This is a genomic window from Dyadobacter sp. CY323, from assembly GCF_021390245.1.
Classification (GTDB): domain Bacteria; phylum Bacteroidota; class Bacteroidia; order Cytophagales; family Spirosomataceae; genus Dyadobacter.
Window position 1 is genome coordinate 25,095 of sequence record NZ_JAJUXH010000027.1, and the last position, 19,007, is coordinate 44,101.

A 19,007-nucleotide genomic window follows, 5' to 3' on the forward strand; every position below is an offset into this window, starting at 1 on the left:
AAGTGGGTTAAGGTTTTTTATAAAATCACTATTCAGCGTATTCAGGATTATTCGGTACCATGCCGAGAATGCCGAGGAAGTCCATACATGCCGCTTTCACTTTGTATCCGCGGCTTTTATTTTCATCCGGATACTCTTTTTTTGCGTCTTGTACACGTTTTATTGTTTCGATAAATGGCTTTTTATCAGCAATATAGAGCAGATAATTAATGGTCATCAAAGCCAGTTCTGCATTGTCGGATTGGCAAAATGTTTTGAGATTAGTCGCTGCCTGCTCATTTATATATACATCAAAAGCAATCGCGGATAACGTCGCCGCGACCGGCGGGTACTCATCATTTATTGACGCGGTGATTTCCTTTTCAAAGGATTTTAAAATGTCGGCACTTTGCGAGCGAAGGCCCAACGCGCCCCAGTACCGGACGATCTTATCCGGATCTTTCAGCAATTTGATCTGCTGTGCAGCAATTACTTTTCCTCTTTTTCCCGACCAATTGGCGGCAGCAAAAATTTTTGCGACCGGATATTGCTGATCCGACAACCGGTATTCAAATGGCGTGGTGGTTTGCGAGATAAGTCCGATTTCGTATTCAGGCAGCAGCATGATGTCGCGGGATTTTAAAAGCGAGGTTTGTAACTGTTCCCGCATTTTCTCGGCTACCGGTTTCATTTTCGGATCGTCAATGAGGTTTTTGGTTTCCCAAGGGTCATTTTTTGTATCAAATAAAAACTCTGCGGGACGTTCCGCAAACAGACTGGCCTGCAATGCATTCAACTTTTTATCCGCCAGATCTTTCCGCATTTGCTGTTTGATCTCGCCAATTTCCATATAACGGATGTACCGCAGTTCGGGAATAAACGGCATAAAATTGCGGGAGTACATATACCTGCCGTCGGTCACGCTCCGGATCATGTCAATGCCATTGTCCGACCGGTCTGAGGAAAGTACGAGATGATCCGTTTTAGCGGAACGTTCCTTTCCGATCAGCTTTCTTCCCTTCATGTGATCCGGGATTTTCCCGCCAGCAATAGCGATCAGTGATGGCGCCAGATCCTCGAAATCAATCAATTCATCCGTAACCACTCCGGCTTTTCCCCAGGGTGACAGATGCTGGTACATCGGCGGAAACCAGATCACAAACGGCACGCGGTAGCCCAGATCGATGCCATTTGTTTTCCCTCTCGGAATACCCTCGCCGTGATCCCCGAAAAAAAACACAATGGTACTGTCCCGAAGATGCTCATCGTCAAGGCGTTTCAGGAGTTTGGCGATTTTATTGTCTGTCAATTTCAATGCATTGTAAACACGGGCAAATTGTTTCCGCATTTCCGGGCTGTCGCGGTAAATGGGGGGCATTTCAAATGCATTTTCAGCAATGCGGTCAGCTTCCGGCAGCTCGTCCAGTACTTCCTTCACATATTTCGGGTAAGCATCCGTCATCGTGCGCGACTGGTGCGAATCGTTGTAGTTGAAAACGGCGAAAAACGGCTGGCCCGGTTTCCGGTTCCACCAGCCCGCTTTCCCGGAACTTTCGTTCCAGGCATCCGCAATGAACGCTTTCTCATTGCGCACATTATAATCGGTTTTGGCATTGTTGGATGTGTGGTACCCGGCCTGTTTCAGATAGTATGGAAAACCATGCATATCGGCCGGAACCGGGTAATTACTCCGGTGATTGCCGGTACCAGCTTCATAAACTTTCACGCCCGTGATCAGCGCGGTCCGGCTCGGCGAGCATACGGTACCAGTCGAAAACGCATTGTTAAAACGGATCCCTTCTTTCGCCAGCCGGTCGATGGTCGGGGTTCGGGAATTTTTGTTTCCATAGCAACCGATAAATTCCGGCGAGGTATCTTCAATGGTGATCCACAGCACATTCGGCTTGTTCTGAGCTTGTGAAATGCCTGCCAGCAACACGATCAAAAAGGTCAGTCCGGTTATTTTTTTCATATAATCTTACTCTTTTGGCTTGTCGGTTTTCTCGAAGTCCGATGCATTCACCCACCCTGCTTTTACTTTTTCACCTTTCATATAGCGCTCGTAGAAGTTCCGGGTGGCTGGTTCGGCGTAAGGATAATTGTCGAAAACAGCCCCATTACCAAACATCCGCGGGTCTTTCTGACTTTTCAACTCCCGCTCCATTTGCGTTTTCAATGCCATTTTAGCTTTGGCATAGGCAGGGTCACTGGCCAGATTTTTCATGGCATCCGGGTCTTTCACGATGTCATAAAGTTCTTCACTACCTTTTTTGCCAAAAGCCAGGTCCCAGTGTTTGGAATCTTTACCCGTGCGTTTTGCATTCAGGATTTCGGTTTTGGTCGGGCTGCCGTCCGTATCCAGGTAACCCGTTTCCGGATTGCCAGATGGCCAGCGATCCGGTTCGTAGTTGATGCTGAAAATGAGGTTATCCTTTACGATCCCGCGGACCGGGTATCCCTGATCGTGCGGCCGGCCGACGTCTGTCCGTTCCTTCCCGAGCAACACATGGTCGCGTGTTTTATCCACTAACCCATCTTTTTCGGAAGTCAGGATCGGCATCAGCGACTTACCCTCGACGTTCAGCGTGCTGTTTTTGGCCGTAATGCCGGCAGCTTCGAGAAACGTGGGCGCGAAGTCTATAAAACTAACCAGATCGGTAATTTTCCTGCCTGGCTTTTTCAGGCCGTTTTTCCACATGATCGCAAGCGGCAAATGGTTGTCATATTCATAAATGTGGCCTTTGGTTCTTGGAAAAGGCATTCCATTATCCGAGGTCACCACCACGATAGTATTGTCCAGCTCCCCTTTTTCTTCCAGGATTTGCAGCATTTTTTGGAGGTGCTGATCAAAGTACTCGACTTCGTAGGCATAGTCGAGCATGTCGTTTCGGACGGTCTCATTGTCGGGCCAGTATGCGGGTACGCGGTCGATGTCTGAGATTTTCTTCTTGCCCAGTGAGGCTCCGGTACCGTATTCGTAAACCCGGTGCGGCTCGTGCCCGCCATACCAGAAACAGAATGGCTGGTCGGCTGGTTTGTCTTTTAAAAACACTTCCAGATTGGCTGCATAGTTTGTAGGTGAAATGGCTTTTGTCGGGGACTGCAATTTGATCTCACTGTAATTCTTCCCGGTCAGCAATCGCGGCATACCGTTTCGCTTCCCCATTTCGCCCGGTGCCCAGCCTTTGCCGGTATAACCCGTTTTGTATCCATTATCGCCCAATTCCTCCACCCAGGTTGTGAATTTGGCAGGAAAAAAGGGAACGTGATTTCCGGCTTCTTCCAGTTGCCACGGGTTTCGGCCGGTGAGGATGCAGGCCCGGGAAGGCGCACATTTCGCATTGGGGGTAAATGCATTTTTGAACAAAACCCCATTCGCCGCCACCTGATCAAACCCCGGCGTACTGACCCATTTCGACAATCCATACGCGCCCATGTGACGGAACGAAGCATCGTCGGCAATGCAAAAAAGGATATTCGGCCTTTTTGCGGCCGTTTTCTCACCATTTTTGATCTGCACCGCAGCCAGTACCGGCAATACTAAAACACCCAGCCAAAAACGCTTTTTAAGGAAAGCCCACTTTTTCATAACGCTATTTTACTGTTTGGTTTGCGAAAATGCAGCCTCCCGGACAAAAGTCTGAAAACCGGCTTTCGTTTCTGCCGAAGCACTTTCAAAGTTTTTCTCATTCATAATTTCTGTTACAGAAATCCCTTTTTCTTGCAAGATCGCAGCAGCCTGTACGGCGACCGCCTCATCATAACCCGCCAGCTTTTTCGCCAGATTTTGCCTGATATCTTTCGGATCTCCCAGCAATATACGTGCATATGCGTTTGCATTCGACCAGTTTTTGTCATGGTCCGCATCGATAAACAATGCGCCGGACGAGCCCATTACGCGTTTGGGCCACTCGGGTGAAGTAGGTTGGTACGGTTTGGCGATCTGCCAGAAAGGTCCGGGTTCGCCGGGGCCTTCCGCAATGGCTACCAGAAATACATCGTGTTTCGGCAAAGTCATCTTCCAGGTTTGCTCCCATTTCACGCCCGCTTTCCGGCCATTCTGAATGCGCATTTCTTTGATTTTCTTACCGTTACTGTATAAAACCACCTTATCGGCAGTAGCCCAACCCGGACCGAGTACGCGAACGGAAACGGTAAGTTCCTTGCCTGCTCCCAGCACCGTATCGCCCGACTGATGCACTTTGTTGACGACGAGCTCGGTCATTAACCCGTAACTCACCGTTACTTTGCCTTTTCTGAACTGCTCGATCGCGTCCGCAACGTTGATGTTGCCTGGAATGTCGTCTTTCGTGCGAATGTACGTCCGGGCCTGGCCGAGCAGGTAGCGGCTAATGGTATGCGTGTCGGTACTACCTGCCGGCGTAATGGAATAGCCGCGGTTCAGCAGTCCAAACCAATCATTAAACAGCCGCATAATGTCCGTTTGCGTGGCTCCCGAGTTGATGACTTCCATCGCATTGTTAGGCAATTTCCAGCCGGTGAGCGTCATGCCTGCCGAGGCAATGTGCCGGCTTGGATCAAATGGACGGTAGTTGCTATGCAGATCCCTCGCATGGTTCAGGATAATGCCTTTGACCGTCCCTGTTTTCGCGACATTATTACTCAATTCGTCCCAGGAAGCCACTTTGTGATTGATTACCGGGTTTTTTAAATCAATGGGAAACATGTTGAAATGCCCGATCGGGGTGGTCACCTCTATTCCGTTTACAAGGGTCAGGTAAGGGTTCAGGCCGAGCTTTTTAGCTGCTGGATTTAAGTCGGCATATACATTGTGATCGGTAATAATGGGTAGTTCAATTCCTTCTCCCGCGATCGAAAGCATGCGTTCTTCATCGTTTGCATCGCCATGGCCCGAATGGGTGAATGTGTGAATGTGCGTGTCGCTGCTCACCCAGCCGGGTGTAGATACTTCCCGCCGGATACTAAAATTCTGTTTGAGATGATCCCCAGCTTTTAAAGTTACGGTGGCAGAATCGACTCCATATTCAAATCCGCGCGTAGCGAAAATGCGATAGGTACCCGGCTGCAACCCGATCTTCGCTTTGCCGTTTCCAGTATAAACAAATCCCGGCCTGATTGCCACCATTTCGCCCGATTGATTGCTTAAGGGCTGTAAAACGCCATTTTTATCAACCACCGTAATGCGTGACGGGATCAACGAACCGATTCCCGTTTCCTTCACTTCCAGATCCAAAGTAGCTTGTGACAACACATCACTTACCGACTTCGCTTCGACAACAAATTGACCAACCCGGATGTCGTTGCTACTGGTTGCAGGAAGATTTGCAGCGGGAGAAATCCGCAATGTGTTTTTTCCCGAAATCAACACGCCATCCGGAATGTCGAAAGCCGAGATCATATCTTTTTCATCCTCCGCCAGCCTGCCGAGTTTATGATCATTTAAAGTCACAGTCCAATCCAGCAGCACACTAAATTGCCTGATAAATAAACTGGCTTTCCCGGTCTGGGCTTTTGCATCAAATGTGACCGTCAATTCTTTACCATGAGGTGTCCCCGGAAATTCCGCCCATTGCATTTTGTCGCCGATACGCAAATGGTACAGGTTCGGATCCGTAAAAATCGGCTGCGCTGCTGCCGACAAACCTGTCAGCAGCAGATACAACACGTAGCAAAAAAGTGGGTTTAGGAATTTCAAGTCAGATCAGGGATTTTGTGTCAGGTTCGGATTCAATACAATTTCCTGTTGCGGGATAAAATAGATCACCCTCGGATCAGTCGGCTCGATCACCTGGGTATTCTGGCCGCTCAGCAAATGGTAACCCGGATAATTACGCACCATCGGCAGGTTATTCCGGAATACATCGAATTTGCGCAGGCATTCAAATGCAAGTTCGAGTCTTCTTTCTTCCAAAACCACATTCAAAACCGAAGTATGGCCTTTCAGATCCGTGACCGAATATAATGCAGTTCCCGTCAATCCGGCTCGGGTACGGATCACATTCACATCGTCGATCGCTTTTTGCGCATTGCCCAGTTTGGCATTGGCTTCCGCGCGGGTCAGGTACATTTCAGCCAGTCGCAGATAGATCGGCGAGCTGAGAGTCTGAATGCCATCCTGGCCAGAGTACTTTAAAATAAAATACTTCGGAATGCCATTTCGCGCTGCAATTACCTGATTTCCAGCGGCATCTTTCACATAAGACGGTTGTACAAAACTTTGTCTCGCATCTGTCGGATACTTGTTTAAGAGGTTCCGGTAGCTTTCGGAAGCATACATTTCCCCCCAGCCTAATCCCGCTGTTCCGTCATACATGGAGCCGATGGCATCTTTGGCCAGATCATCCACAACCATGTGTTTGATCGCGAAGATCGTTTCGGGATTACTTTCGTTCGACATGGTAAAAAACTTCTTGTACGCTTCGGTATCCACCAATTTATACCTGCCCGATTTCAGTACTTTGTCGGCATATTCGATGGCTTTTGCATTGTCTTCTTTATACAAATAAACCCGGGCCAAAAGTGCCTGAACAACTTCTTTCGAGGCAAAACTGCTGTTTTTGGTAGACTTTAAAAGAGTTTCCGCCATGATCAGATCACTGATCACGAAATCATATACTTCGGCTACGGAGCTTCGCGGCGGCAATGCGCTCACATCCGTGTCTTTACGGATCATGACGCCCGGATTATTGCCTTTATTCTGTGCATAAGGTCTTCCAAATGTATTCACCAGATCGAAATGCAGCATGGCGCGCAGGTACAGGTTTTCCCCGAGCAACTGGTCCAGTTCGGGTGATTTTCCCGTTTCCAGGTTTTCAATCACTTTATTGGCACCATAAATCGCTTCATACGCCCGTCGCCAGAAACGGCTTGTCTGGGTCATTTCCACCAGGTGGCGGTAGTTGTAAGCAAAGAAAAAGTTGTTACCGGTCGAGCCGCTTAATGTCACATTATCACTCGGATATTCCGTGATGTAATGGTAAAAAGTCGCGTAATCGAGCGTTTTCAGGAAACTGTAATTGCCGAGCGTCGCGGTTTGAATGCCTTCGGTTGTGGTAAAAAGCGTACCGGCTTCTTTTCCATTGTAAGGTTCAAGCGACAGTTCGCAGGAAGAGGTGAGCACAAAAAGTGCCGCGATCTGTAAGTAAATGGATATCTTTTTCATTGTGATTTTCAGTCTGGATTAAAAACCTAAGTTGATCCCGAAAAGGAATTTTTTGCTGACAAAGTATTTGGCAAGTCCGGCGGTGGCATTGTCAAAGCCTACTTCCGGGTCCATTCCGGTAAACTTGGTCCAGGTGTACAGGTTATCCCCGGTCACAAACACATTGATCCGGTCCACTTTAATGCGTTTCATCCACGCGGCGGGCAGATCGTAAGCCAGCCGGATGTTCCTCAGCCGGATGTAGCTTCCGTTTTCAAGATAGCGTGACGACATTTTGTTGGAATTGAGGTTTCCTCCCAAAACAGACAACGGGATCGTCGCAATGTCGCCGGGCTTTTCCCATCTGGTTTCACCGGGTCTCAATGCAATGCTGTTTACGGTCGGGTAAGCTCCGTCCCCGCCCAGGTTCTCACGCAATGCATGGTTGATCTGCACACCTTGTACGAAATTCAGGAAGATATCAAGGCTTAAACCTTTGTAGGTCAAACTATTGGTAAAGCCACCTGTGAAATTCGGATTGCTTTTCCCGACGATCTGGCGCGTTGCAAGGTTATAGTTATTGGTGTTTTCCCGGGTCAGCACATTTCCTTTTTCGTCATAAGTCAGCTTTTCCCAAAGCGGCCCGCCCGTTTGCGGGTCTACGCCCATCCATTTTTGCATATACCAGGTTCCCAAAGGTTGGCCGACAATAATACGCTGCGTGCCCAGGTCGATATCCTGTCCATTGTAAAGTGCCTGAACCTCGTTTTTGTTAAATCCGATGTTGAAATTGGTTTTCCATACAAAATCCTTGGTCATGAGATTGGTCGTGTTCAGTTCCAGGTCGATACCTTTATTTCTGATCTGACCAATATTCTGGATCTGCGTTTTGAAACCGGTCGCCGAAGAAAGCGGCACATCGAACAACAGGTTTTTGGTATCGCGCTGATAAAAGTCCAGCGACAGGTCTATGCGGTTGAAGAAACCAATGTTCATACCGACATTGGTGGTGTACGCTTTTTCCCAGGTCAGGTCCGGATTGGCCAGCCTCGCAGGGATCGCGCCGGATGTTCCGGCATATTGGGTTGAGAAACTGTAAAGCTCCCGGGTGATAAAGTCCGTGATGTTCGCATTCCCGGTGGTACCGTAGCTCCCGCGTAATTTCAGCAAAGTGATGGTATTCGACTTTGGCATAAATCCCTCATTTGTAATGATCCACGAGCCGCCCAGTGCCCAGAAATTACCATACTGATTGTTCTCACCGAATTTGGAAGAACCATCCATCCGCAAAGATCCGGTCAGGAAATACTTGTTGTTGTAATTGTAATCGGCTTGCGTGAAATACGAGTTGAATGCGCTTTTGTTCTTTGAACCGGCAATGGCGACCGGCGTTGCCGACACATCCATGACATTCAGACCAGACGGTACACCTCCCCCGCTGCTATTGGTAAAATCGCCATAATTACTTTGAAACTCAGCCCCGATCAACCCGCCGATGGAATGCGGCCCGAAGTTTTTGGATGCCCGCAGCAAATTGGAGTTCAGCAAAGTCTGGGTATAGGTAACATTGTTTCGCAAAAGTCCTTTCCTGATCCCGCCGGTCAATGTCCGTGGGTCGTCGTAGATTTCGGCGCGTCCGTTGTTGAGGTCGACGCGGTTGGTGGACGAGAAGCTCAGCCAATCGTTAATATCATAATTTAAAACAAAATCACCCTGCACACCGCTCGACCGCGCCGTGCTGTAATTGTATTGCATCGGGTACAAAAAGTTGAAACGGTCGCGACCGAACCAGTCCGCCTCGGTACCAATGCGAATGCTGCCGTCGTCGTTATAAGGGCGGTCTGTTGGCAGGTTGTAAAAAGTCGTCCAGGCACCGCCGCGTTCGCCCGAATAATCGAAGGTTGTGTAATCCATCCGTCCATTAAGCCGCCCGGTAACCCGCACCTTTTTATTGATCTGATGATCGATATTCATCCGCACGTTGAAGCGTTTATAACCCGAGTTTGTCAGCGTACCTTCCTCGTTATAATAGTTACCTCCGATGTAAAATTTCGTTTTTTCATCACCGCCAGAAGCCGAAACTTCATAGTTCTGGGTGACACCTTTCCGGTACACCAGGTCACTCCAGTCGGTATCGTATTTTAGCAAACTCGACGGGAAATTGATATTCATGTAGGCGTCCAGAGAAGTCGGCAGACCTTTTGTTTTCAGAAATGCTTCGATCTGCGCATCCGTCGGGTTCGGGGTTGTTTTAGAAAGATCCGTAATGAATGCCGCACGCTTTCCATTGTAATCATTTTCATAAACCGGTTTGGTATAATCGTAATACTGCTGGGTATTCATCATTTTGAACTTACCTCTGGCAATGCTGCTCACGCCGAGCGACGTACTTACATTAATCCTCGTTTTCCCTGCTTTTCCACTTTTTGTGGTAATTACAATTACTCCGTTCGAAGCCCGGGAACCGTACAAACCGGTAGCCGCCGCATCTTTCAAGATCGTAACCGATTCAATGTCACTCGGATTGGCCGTTCCGCCGATCACGCCATCGACGACATATAAAGGATCTGCGCCTGCACTTATCGTTCCGTTTCCACGAATCCTTACTGCCGGAGTTGCTCCCGGCTGCCCCGTCGATGCGGACACCATCACCCCCGACGCACGTCCCTGCAACAGGTTTCCAAGCGTTGGGCTGGTTACACCACGCAGTTTCTCAGCCCCCACCACGGAGACGGAACTGGACAATTGGGTTTGGTTTTTAGAGCTATAACCTACTACTACGATCTCATTCAATGATTTGTCTTCGCTGACAAGTCTTACATTCAAGACCGTCTGATTACCGATCCCAACTTCCTGCGCGGCATAGCCCACGAAGCTGAATATCAAAACGGCAGTCTGGTCGGGTACGTCGAAACTGAACCCGCCGTCGGTATTTGTGGTAGTGCCACGCTGCGTGCCTTTCAGGATCACACTCACGCCCGGCAGTGCTTCTCCCTGCTCGTCCGTTACTTTTCCGGAAATGTTTATTTCAGCAGCAGGTACAAATGAAGATGGAGAAGCTGATGATTTTTTGCCTGTTTCTTTTCGCAATACAATGTAATCGCCGGAGACTTTGTAGCTGATTTCCAGGGGCAGCAGCAATTTTTCAAGTACCTGTTCCAGAGGTTCTTTGCTTGCGTGCAGCGTAACCTTTTTCTCTGTCATCACCATTTGAGGGACGTAGGTAAACTTCACATTCGCAGCTTTGGCGATCCGGTTCAGTACGACATCCAGCTCTTTATTTTCCAGGTCAACCGAGACTGGCCGGCTGAGCAGTTCCTGCGCCAGGCCGTCACCAGCCAGAGCGACGCCGGCACATACCACCAGCATCATCAGTTGAACACATGTGATCTTCATGATAAGGTTCAGGTTTGGGATTTTGTCCCGTAAATTTTTCATAGTTTTACTACGTTTTTGTTTTAAGATTTTTTGGAAAAACTGAGCAAAAACACTCCCATTGCCTGTTTCTGACAGGCATTCTTGTGAAAGCTGGAAATGGGGATTGAGTCCGGTAATGTGCCAGCATTACCGGCTTTTTTGATATTAATGGGGTTGGAAATTACTTGTTCATAGGCAGCGGGTTTAAGCTTTTGAGTTAATGCAGGTTACAGCCTTTTCCGGTAATGACGATCTCCGTTCCCCACACCTGGTAGGTCGCGCCGATGGTCTGACAAATGATATCCAATTTCCTGAATAACGGTTCGTTGCCGAGCGGGGCCGTCAAATTGCAGCCAGCAACGGTAGCGGCATCGTAGGAAATGGAAACTCCGTAGGATTCTGCCAGGGTTTCGAAAACCTGGGCGACTGAGATATTCTCGAATAGGAATTCAGGATATTTCTCCGGGACTTTCAAAACTGCCGGCTCAGGCACAAAGGTTTTCGACAAAACATCACGTTGCGGATCATAGTAAACCTGCTGGTTCGGTGAAAGCAAAACCGTTTCTTCCGGTACCGCATTCCCGGCTTTATGATAGGCAGATATTGTAAAGACCTTCACTTTCCCGGTTTTCACCGCGACCCGGGCGGGTTCATGCTCACTGGTTGAAGTAACCATAAAGCTCGTACCGACCACCTGGGTCACAAGCCGGTTGGCGTACACGATGAATGGCTTTTTATCGTTTTTAATTACCTCAAAGAATGCTTTTCCGGTAAGGTATACCTCGCGTTTTTCAACCAAAAAATTCGGCGCGTAACTAACGCGGCTTTGGGGATAGAGTTCGATCTTGCTACCATCGGGCAGAACGATCTTTTCCAATTTCCCAGTCGCATTTACGTGCTCTACGAGCTCATTATGAAGCTTTTCCACCTGTGCGGCGTAGGTGTGTGATGCTCGTTCTGTACTGAATCCGTTCAGGTACCAGCCAAGAAAGCAAAGTGCCAGCACCACGCTCGCCGCCGCAGCCCATTGCCAGATATACCGGCGGCTGACATTCAGTTCAGGGACTTTTTCCGGTTCTGCCACCACGTCCCCGGTCCGGGCGGAAATATTCTCCCACATTCTGATTTCCTGATGCTCGTCAGGTGTCGCCTGCAGGATCGACATTGCACGCAACATCGCTCTCGCCGACCGGATAACTCCTCGTTTTTCGGGATAAAGATTCAGGAATTGCTGCCAGAAGCGATCTGTTTCGGCATCGTTGGACATCACCCATTTGCGAAAATGGCCGTCCTGCATGAAGTCCTCCGAAGCAAAATCCCGATATTCTTCCAATGTACTTTACAGATAAAAAATAAAATATTTCTGTTTCACATGCTGAAGAGGAGGCAATTTGAAATGTGTCCCCTCCGAAATCGGAAAATTTTTTAGAATAAATGAAAGAAAAGCACAAGTCGCTTATTAACAATTACTTAGTATACGATACTTAGCAAAAATATTAATTCAATGAAGGGTACCAGATCATGCGTCTGTTCGCGGAGGTGCGTGAGTGCTTTGTATAAAGTATTGCGTACGGATTTTTCGGAAATACCCATGATCGCGGCGATTTCTTCGGTTTTGAAATTATCGAAAAAACGAAGCGTCACTACTTCCAGCTGACGCTCGGGCAGTTTCCGCAGCATTCGGGTGAGTTTTTGTATTAAAAGCTTTTCCTGTTCCTCTTCCTCGAACAGGTATCGTTCAGGCTGATTTTTCTCGGCGAGCTCATCTCCGATATCTTCAAACCGCCTGCTTTTTTCGGCTAGCCGGACGAGATCTCGCCGCAACGCCCGGAAAAGATAAAATTTGACATTGTGGACCTGCGAAAGACTTTCACGGGTGTTCCAAAGGTGGACGAACAAATCCTGAATGGCATCTTCGACGAGCTGGGTATTTCTCAAAAACTTATTTCCATACCCATACAACTGGCGGTAATGCAGCTTATAGAGCGTGCCAAAAGCATCCTTGTTGCCATGTTTCAGGGCATCCCAAAGTGTTTCTTCGTAAGATATACTCGGATCCAATGCTAGTTCGAATAGGCTTTAATCAAAGGTAGATCATAACTAAATCCAAAAGAAAATTTGAATGTTATATAATCATGAAAAGAATGTGTCCCCTATAAAAAAATAGCGAGGATGCTTTTTCGGCAACCTCGCTATTTTTAAAGCTTTATCCTTTTACCAGCCTGGGTTCTGACCGAGGTCCGGGTTGCGGGTACGGTCGGTCTCGGGAATGGGGTACAGGTATTTTTTGTCTGCCCATTCACGTGGTCCGGGGTTCCACATCACCTCTCCGGAAGTTCCGTTTGAAAGCTGCAACCGGCCTACCGCGGTAGACGGAGACACATCCACAAATGCGATACCCGGCGTCGTGGAAGTTGGCTTTGTTCCCTGATAGAAATACACATCTTTCTTTCCATCGCTGTTTAAGTCATACTCTCCGAGCGCAGGGACGTACATTCCGTTCATCGGAGCCGACTGGAACAATTCTCCAAGCTTCCATCTTCTCAAATCGTCGGGGCGTAATCCTTCAAAGACCATTTCCACACCCCTGTCGCGTAGTACTTCCAGCAACACCGGGTTTGTGAACTTCCCATTAAAGAATGCTACCATGTATGGATCGGCTACGGTCGGCACGGTCGTGAGTGTCGCCCCGGTAATGCCCGCTCTTTTGCGCAATGCGCCAATCGTGGCCGTCCAGTCGGTGGCGGTCATTTTGTTCAGTTCCGCCAATGCCTCCGCTTTGTTCAAAAGCACTTCTCCCCAGCGCATAATGATGTGCGCATTGTCGTTGCGGCTTTCATCGTCGAACGGAAAACGTTCGTCGTAGCTCCATTTAATGGGCTGATAGCCGGTATAGGTCTGGCTGAAATTAGGTGGTGCCACTACGGGAATGCCATTCTCCGTTCTTTTGTAATCTCCCACGCGGATCGTCTGTTTCAGGCGCAGATCGCGGTTTTTAACTTCCTCCACGAACGGTGTGGTCTGATACCCGGTTTTGCTCGTGAAAGGAGTTCCGTCCAGGTTGAGATAGGTATTGATAAAACGGCGCGTCAGACTTGGGCGGTTACCATAGGTTGGACTGATAAACCGGCGGTTCGCGGAACTGAATACCTGCAAACTGGCGCTCAATGCAACAGAGAGGATCGTCTCATCCGTAAAAGCGGTTTTAGCAATAAAAAGATCGCGGTAGGCGCGGTCCAGAGCCGGTCCTTCGTGCAATGTAAAACCGGTAATGCTGTTTGCTTCTTTCACCACTTCTTCGTACCAGGTATTTGCGGTCGCCTGCTTGTTATATTGTGTATGGTACTTGCGCAGAGAAGCTTCGAAAAGGCATATTCTGGTCTTGTAGGCACGGGCCACATTCTTCGTAATGCGGGTAACACTTGGGTCGGAAGTAAGCGTAATGTTTTCAATCGCATAATTCAGGTCGGCCAGGACATTATCCATTACGTCAAACCGGTTGTCACGTTTGCTATACAGCTTCGCCTCGTCAGTCACCTCGATCGTTTTGTCGATCCAGGGCACATCGCCAAACCTTTTTACTTTTTCAAAATAAAACAAGGCCCGGAAAAAGCGCGCTACGCCGATATAGTGCGTTTTGGTGGACACGGGGCTCTTTTCGGCGTTTTCGATGAAATAATTAATGTTCCTAAGGTCACTCCAGCTCCATCCGGAACTGGTGATCGGACTTAATGCATTTATCGCGAGGTAGGTGTCCACCCCATTACGTGCAACCAGGTCCGAGTTATCGTCATCCTGAAACACCCCGACATCCGTGTTCGGAAGCAGGTCATAAAACGAATTGGTATATAATTCCAGGCCACTTTCCGATCCAAATACCGCTGCATTCGTCGCAGTATCTACCGGAACTTCGTTGAGGTCGCAGGAGCTGGCCGCAACAAGTGACAGCAGGGCCAGCATATAGTTAAATAGCTTTGTTGTTTTCATAATCGATCAAAAGTTGAGTGTCAGACCTAGTGATACGGCTTTCAGCATCGGGTAGTTGTAACCGTCGCCGGCACCGGCATTTCCGTCGGGATTGCCCAGGTCGCGGTCAGATCCGTAAATGTTGGTCACGTCGGTATCGCGGGTCCATTTGTACATCGGCGACCAGGTCCATAGGTTTTCAGCGGATACATACACTCTCAGGTCACGGGCGTGGATCTTGGAAACAATGCGCTGCGGGATCGTATATCCCACTTGCAGGTTCCTCAGCCTGATGTAGGCGGCATTTTGCAGGAAACGATCATTGGCAACATGCAGGGCACGGTTGCTCTGGGCGACATAACCAACCAGACGAGGCAGGTATGCATCAAAGTTGCCAAGCTCCTCGCGGAACATATTGTCCTGCTGCCAGCGCGGGTACGCATTGTACGGGCGGTTATATTGTCCCCAGAAGCGAGCCTCGGCAGATGGGTACCAATCCTGTTTCAACACACCCTGAAAAAATCCGGACACGAAAAACCCATTCCAGTCACCGGAAAGGTTCATTCCGTAGGTATAACGCGGCTCCGAATTTCCAATGATGGTTTTATCACCAGAGTTTCCAACCCGGTTCAGTCCCTGATAAATCACATTATCGCCATCCAGATTTTTAAATTTAATATCACCTACGTAATTCTTGCGGGTATTGGTATTAGGGATGTTGCTCTGCGAAGGTGAATCCGTGATTTCAGATTGGGATTTGAAGAGACCTTCCACGCGGTAGCCCCAGATTTCACCAACACGCTTGCCTTCATAATGGTCGGAGAGGTTCTTGTCCGGGTTATTGTATTTTGTAATAATGGCCCTGGAATCGGCCATGGTAAACCGCGCACTGTAATTGAATGGCTTCGACGCCACCGTGAAATGGTCAGCCCAGTTAATGGAAAGCTCCCATCCGGTCGTTTTCAAATCGGCATAGTTTCCTTTCGGAACCGTGGTACCATACACAGCAGGAACTGTCGGGCCTACCGTGAACATATCCGTCGTCTGGCGGCGGTACATATCTCCCACAAACGTGAGGCGTTTGTTCACGCTGCTGAATTCCAGACCGATGTTGCCCGTCGTCGAAGTTTCCCAGGTGAGTCCGTTCGGGACGACGCCAGGCTGGCCTGTTCTCTGCGGACGGATTCCATTGAGGATGCGGCCAGATTGTGAAATGGAGAATTTCTCGTTAAATGAATATGGATCGATATTCCCGTTCCCCAGCGAACCATAAGAAGCGCGCAGTTTTACATTGGATAAAACCCGTGGGCTAACCTTCCAGAAAGGCTCCTCGGACACCCGCCATCCCGCTGATACGGACGGGAAAAACGCCCATTGCTGGGTAGTAGGGAATTTGGAAGAACCATCGTAACGTCCATTTACTTCCAGCAGATAACGCTCGCGGAAATTGTAGTTAACCCTGAAAAATCCTCCGGCAATAGCCCATTTGTTATAACCACCGGTGGTAACGATACTTTGTCCCAGTGCCAGGTTAATGTCGTCGGCTCCCGAGTAAACGATCCCGTTCCGCTGCGCGGTGAGATTGCTGTAAATCGATTGTTCATAGTTAATTCCGGCGAGCAAGGTCAGATTATGCGCATTGTTGAATGATTTTACATAATCCGCGTAGAAGTTGGTAGCCAGGTAATTGGTCGTTCTTTTGCGCTCCTGGATATCATTGGTATTGGTACCTGTGTAACCGATCACCCCTTTTGCCCGGCTGTAAGGTACTTGCACCCGGTTCTGTTGAGAGCCGATGTCGGTGGTCTGGAAAGTCAAATCCGCGCGAATCGATAACGTTTTATCAAAAAACTGGGACTTTGCGGCAACCTTGTTTTTAAGAAAACGCTGCGTGTTGTCGATTCCGTTGCGGCCGATGTAGTAGTCTCCCACGGTATAGGCTGCCGAGAAAGACAAGGTTCCGTCGGGGTTGAGCAACGGAGCCAGCGGGTGACCTTCGTCGGCGATGTTCCGGTAAATACCGCTTCCCTCTCCCACGTTCATCGGCTGATGGTATTTTTGGGCAGAGTACTCGGTGGTATTATCGATCCGCAGCCAGGGAGCTACCTGGATACTTCCTTTCGCACGCAAATTGTACATTTGATAATCATCCGAATTGTAGCGGAACAAACCACTTTGACCATTGTAGCGGCCACTCAGGTAAAACGTCGCTTTATCGCTGCCTCCTGAAATGGACAGGTTATGGTCCTGCGCACTGAAACGTTCCTTGTACAACTCTTTATACCAATCGGTGCTGTAATAGTACTGATACTCACCGGTGTTGGGGTTAACCTCCACTCTTGGCAGCGAAGGATCTTCATACCGTCTTTTGATCTCGGCCAAATAAGTGGGCGAAAAGCTGATCGTTTTGTTGATGGCAGTCGGAGTACTTCCATTGTCATTCCACCGTGACCACGCATCGCTGAAACCTTGCGCCCAGGGATACGAATCGGTGATGTTATCCGGGGTAGTCGTTGGTGATTTAATGGAGTAATTGGCCGAATAAGAAATCGTCGTCTTACCTTCCGAAGCTGTTTTTGTGGTGATCAAAACGACCCCAAATGCAGCCCTGGCACCATAAATCGAAGCTGAGGCGGCATCTTTCAAGACGGATATGCTTTCTATATCATTTGGATTCAACAAACTGGGATCGCCTTCCACCCCGTCGATCAGTACCAGTGCATTTCCACCCTGCCCGATCGACGTCGTTCCCCGGATATTGAATTTCGGCGATTGCGTCGGTTTTCCGTCAAACATTTTTAGGTTAAGGTTTGGTACCACACCCACAAGTCCCTGCGAGATATTCGGGATAGGCCGGTTTTGAAATACCTCCTGCCCTACCTGGTCAACTGCGCCGGTGAGGTTCACTTTCTTTTGTGTTCCGTACCCAACCACCACCACTTCACTCAGTGATTTCGCATCGGCGACCAGCTGCACGTCCAGGGAGGTCCTGGTGCCTACTTCCACTTCCTGGCTGAGAAATCCTACATATGAAAAAACCAATATGGCTCCCGCATCCGGGATATTCAGGGAGTAACTTCCGTTTGCATCCGTTACGGTTCCCGTCTGGCTGCCCTTGATGACCACGTTCACACCGGGTAATCCTTCGGTGGTGGCCCCGTCTGTCACTTTCCCCGTTACTTGCCGATCCGCATCAGACTTCATTTTTGGCGACGTTGGCAGGGATAAATTCCCTGCGCTGCCCGGTACTTTTGCCCAGCTTTCTCCGCCAACCAGGGCGGTTAATGCAATCAGGGTCAGCATTTTTGTTAGGTTGCTTCCCAAAGAAAACAACCTGTTTTTACAGCAATGCATCAGGTAGATTCTGTTCATGAGAAATAAGTTATGGTGAATAAATAAGGTTGTTTCGAGGCGGCAAAATTGAATAATTCCGATAACATGTCCTTTTCAGAAAATGGTATTTAACAATTTCATAATTTGGCCACTCACGCTATTAAAGGGTAGACAAATAGTACTATACTTACAAAAACTTACATTTTAGAACAAATTATAGTAGAAATATCTCACTATTAGACACTTTTGTACAATCAAAGTCACTTATTTTTTACTAAATCCTATGGCATTTTTACCTCATCAAAAATTGCGCGTCCTGACATTCGCTCTGGCGCTTCTTTCGGCAATCTCCATTCAGCACATCCAGGCCCAGTCCACACGGGTACTGAGCTACAACATCCGGTATAAAAATTCCACCGACAGCATCAACGGCTGGGAATACCGCAAAGCGAACGTCGCCGGGCTCGTCAAATATCATAAAGCAGATGTTCTGGGGGTTCAGGAAGCTCAGCCCTCGCAAATGACGGACCTGGAAACTCTGCTGCCCGAATATGCCTGGTACGGGGTGCCGCGTGTGAGCGGGAAAAGCGGGGAATTTACCGCGATATTTTATCGTAGAGACCGGTATGAACTGGTTTCATCGGGAACGTTCTGGTATTCGGAAACACCAAATGTAAAAGAGAGCAAGAGCTGGGATGCTTTTTACCCCCGCACTGCTTCGTGGTGCAAACTGAAAGACAAAAAGTCGAAGAAAACGTTTTTCATTTTTAATACGCACCTGGATCACCGGGGCGTTGTTGCACGGGAGAAAAGCGCCGAAGTACTTCTTGCACAGATCGACTCCATTGCCGGAAAATCCCCGGTTGTCGTCACCGGAGACTTCAATTCGACCCCGACCTCGGCGGCTTATAAAAAACTGGTAGATGGAAAAAAGCTGATAGATGCATTTGAAATCACTGAAACTCCGCATTATGGGCCTGTGAATACGTCGAGTGGGTTCGAAGTAAAAAAAGAACCGATCCGTGCCCGGATCGACTACATTTTCGTCAATCAGAAATTTAAAGTCCTGGAACATGCCACGCTTTCCGAGCAGCAGGAAGGCCGCTATTATTCGGACCATTTGCCGGTGATCGCGGTAATAGATCCCGCTAAATAAAAACAGGCGCGGATCAGGATTTTATTACCTGTT

10 protein-coding genes are annotated in these 19,007 nt (G+C 48.6%); 1 reads left to right on the forward strand and 9 read right to left on the reverse strand.

Annotated elements, in window-relative coordinates; translation table 11 throughout:
• Window positions 1–28: 28 nt before the first annotated feature.
• From LZG72_RS26165 to LZG72_RS26205, 9 genes are all read right to left on the reverse strand, one after another.
• A complete protein-coding gene (locus LZG72_RS26165; RefSeq protein ID WP_233878103.1) occupies window positions 29–1,951 on the reverse strand; it encodes a sulfatase in 1,923 nt (640 codons plus the stop codon).
• A gap of 6 nt (window positions 1,952–1,957) precedes the next feature.
• Window positions 1,958–3,568, reverse strand: coding sequence for a sulfatase (locus tag LZG72_RS26170; RefSeq protein WP_233878104.1), 1,611 nt, complete (start codon window positions 3,566–3,568; stop codon window positions 1,958–1,960).
• Between the two features lie 9 nt (window positions 3,569–3,577).
• Window positions 3,578–5,656, reverse strand: a complete 2,079-nt coding sequence (locus tag LZG72_RS26175; protein ID WP_233878105.1) for a CehA/McbA family metallohydrolase — start codon at window positions 5,654–5,656, stop codon at window positions 3,578–3,580.
• 6 nt (window positions 5,657–5,662) lie between these two features.
• Window positions 5,663–7,123 carry a RagB/SusD family nutrient uptake outer membrane protein gene (locus LZG72_RS26180; protein ID WP_233878106.1) on the reverse strand — a complete coding sequence of 487 codons (1,461 nt, stop codon included), beginning with the start codon at window positions 7,121–7,123 and terminating at the stop codon, window positions 5,663–5,665.
• Between the two features lie 18 nt (window positions 7,124–7,141).
• Window positions 7,142–10,540: a TonB-dependent receptor gene (locus LZG72_RS26185; protein WP_233878107.1), complete on the reverse strand. Its 3,399-nt coding sequence runs from the start codon at window positions 10,538–10,540 to the stop codon at window positions 7,142–7,144.
• 196 nt (window positions 10,541–10,736) lie between these two features.
• A complete protein-coding gene (locus tag LZG72_RS26190; protein ID WP_233878108.1) occupies window positions 10,737–11,852 on the reverse strand; it encodes a FecR family protein in 1,116 nt (371 codons plus the stop codon).
• A 137-nt stretch (window positions 11,853–11,989) separates the two neighbouring features.
• Window positions 11,990–12,580, reverse strand: coding sequence for an RNA polymerase sigma factor (locus LZG72_RS26195; RefSeq protein WP_233878109.1), 591 nt, complete (start codon window positions 12,578–12,580; stop codon window positions 11,990–11,992).
• A gap of 153 nt (window positions 12,581–12,733) precedes the next feature.
• A complete protein-coding gene (locus LZG72_RS26200) occupies window positions 12,734–14,506 on the reverse strand; it encodes a RagB/SusD family nutrient uptake outer membrane protein (protein ID WP_233878110.1) in 1,773 nt (590 codons plus the stop codon).
• Window positions 14,507–14,512: 6 nt separating this feature from the next.
• Window positions 14,513–17,857: a TonB-dependent receptor gene (locus tag LZG72_RS26205; RefSeq protein WP_233878111.1), complete on the reverse strand. Its 3,345-nt coding sequence runs from the start codon at window positions 17,855–17,857 to the stop codon at window positions 14,513–14,515.
• A gap of 244 nt (window positions 17,858–18,101) precedes the next feature.
• Here LZG72_RS26205 and LZG72_RS26210 point away from each other — a divergent pair, with 244 nt between their 5' ends.
• A complete protein-coding gene (locus tag LZG72_RS26210; RefSeq protein WP_233878112.1) occupies window positions 18,102–18,974 on the forward strand; it encodes an endonuclease/exonuclease/phosphatase family protein in 873 nt (290 codons plus the stop codon).
• Window positions 18,975–19,007 lie beyond the last annotated feature (33 nt).

Coding starts and splice junctions, on each gene's coding strand:
- LZG72_RS26185 (WP_233878107.1), bottom strand. CDS start 10,540: ATGAAAAATTTACGGGACAAAATCCCAAACCTGAACCTTATCATGAAG.
- LZG72_RS26200 (WP_233878110.1), bottom strand. CDS start 14,506: ATGAAAACAACAAAGCTATTTAACTATATGCTGGCCCTGCTGTCACTT.
- LZG72_RS26180 (WP_233878106.1), bottom strand. CDS start 7,123: ATGAAAAAGATATCCATTTACTTACAGATCGCGGCACTTTTTGTGCTC.
- LZG72_RS26205 (WP_233878111.1), bottom strand. CDS start 17,857: ATGAACAGAATCTACCTGATGCATTGCTGTAAAAACAGGTTGTTTTCT.
- LZG72_RS26170 (WP_233878104.1), bottom strand. CDS start 3,568: ATGAAAAAGTGGGCTTTCCTTAAAAAGCGTTTTTGGCTGGGTGTTTTA.
- LZG72_RS26210 (WP_233878112.1), top strand. CDS start 18,102: ATGGCATTTTTACCTCATCAAAAATTGCGCGTCCTGACATTCGCTCTG.
- LZG72_RS26165 (WP_233878103.1), bottom strand. CDS start 1,951: ATGAAAAAAATAACCGGACTGACCTTTTTGATCGTGTTGCTGGCAGGC.